This window comes from Acetonema longum DSM 6540 (assembly GCF_000219125.1).
GTDB classification, from domain to species: domain Bacteria; phylum Bacillota; class Negativicutes; order Sporomusales; family Acetonemataceae; genus Acetonema; species Acetonema longum.
Genome location: NZ_AFGF01000254.1, coordinates 1 through 1,333, shown reverse-complemented (window position 1 = coordinate 1,333; position 1,333 = coordinate 1). Strand labels below are relative to the sequence as shown.

The 1,333-nt window shown below is 40.1% G+C and carries 2 protein-coding genes; both read right to left on the bottom strand.

The annotated features are described in order from the left end of the window. Window positions 1–171: 171 nt before the first annotated feature. Window positions 172–480, bottom strand: coding sequence for a barstar family protein (locus tag ALO_RS19085; RefSeq protein WP_202945822.1), 309 nt, complete (start codon window positions 478–480; stop codon window positions 172–174). A gap of 9 nt (window positions 481–489) precedes the next feature. Beyond that, window positions 490–1,333, bottom strand: an 844-nt coding sequence (locus ALO_RS22950; RefSeq protein WP_004099410.1) for a ribonuclease domain-containing protein, incomplete at its 5' end; no start/stop codon positions are given.

Sequence of the window (1,333 nt, the reverse complement as noted above, 5' to 3'; positions counted from 1 at the left end):
ATTTCTGAAGGACAGCAACAGTAAAAACTTTTTGTTTTTTCATTGTCCTCTTGACGGGTAGCATATCAATTTTGTCCGCTGCTCCGTCGTTTGTTGTTCGCTTTAAAATAATCTTCCAAAAGGTGATCGTCCCGGTGTCAACTTAAAACAGGTCTGCCCCTTCTGTCACCTCTAATTGTATTCAACCTTGCAAGCCAAACTAGGGTGTTTTTCGTTAAGCTTATTAAGCAGATTTTTCATTAAAACTGCATCATCAGGAATAGTCCTTTCAACATTTTGCCAGCCTATAAAAATTAACTTTTTGGGCATTTCAACTAGGCCAGTTATTGCATCCCAAAATGCATCCCAATTCATTCCGTAAAAATGTGGGAAATCAAGCTTTTTCTTCAACAGGCTATGTAGTTGTTTTGAATTGTTAACATCAGTAACATCAATTGTCACTAATTCTACTCTATCATCATTTTGCTCATTACTCATCATTTTAACCTCCTATTTCCATGTACCTATATTATGAACTGTTTCATAATGGTCATATGTTATATATAGCTGACCATCATTTGAATATAACAACCTTGTTCCCGGTTGCTTTGCACGTGTCATCGTGTTAGTCAGTCCTACGTCTGCTTCATACCAAACTCTACCTGGAGCACTCGGTAATATTCCTGTAGTATTTTCAAATACGTCTCCACCTATTTGTTTCCCAGGTGCATAATTATTTAATGCTTTGCCAGGCTTCCATCCGAGAGCTTCAGCCTGGGCTTTCGTAATATAATCTAAAGGCAAGTTACCAGTTTGTTTTAAACCATCAACAAGCGGATTAGCCTTTTCAGTTGTTTTAAGAACTTCTTTATACTTTGCATAGTTTACAACGCTGTGTGCAGAGTTTTCCATTCCCAAGTCAACTTTATCGCCAACAGCTACATATTTGCCAATACCAAATTTCCCGATTACACTGCTTCCCGAATAGCCCAGACCCAGAATAGTCACTCCATAAGCGAATTCGCCCAGCTTACCTTTTAATCGTTCTTTCTTCTGTGCATCAGTTTCGTCGAGTACGGTGATTGTACGGAGTTTTCCATTCCAATTAAAGAAGTACTGGTCTTTTACTATCCCAGCGAAGTAGGTGTCTCTTTTCGTGAGTCCGCCATCGCCTTTTTCGTAGTCCCAGCCATAATCCCCGTTATCAGGATCTTGTTCCCAGAAGTATACACCCGGCGGCGGTGCATCTATGGATGTGTCGTCTCCGTTTATGACTTGGAACCAGCCGTCTTTAGTATGAACGATTTCACCTTCACGATGGGTTCTATGGTTGTAGTCGTTATATTTCACTCCG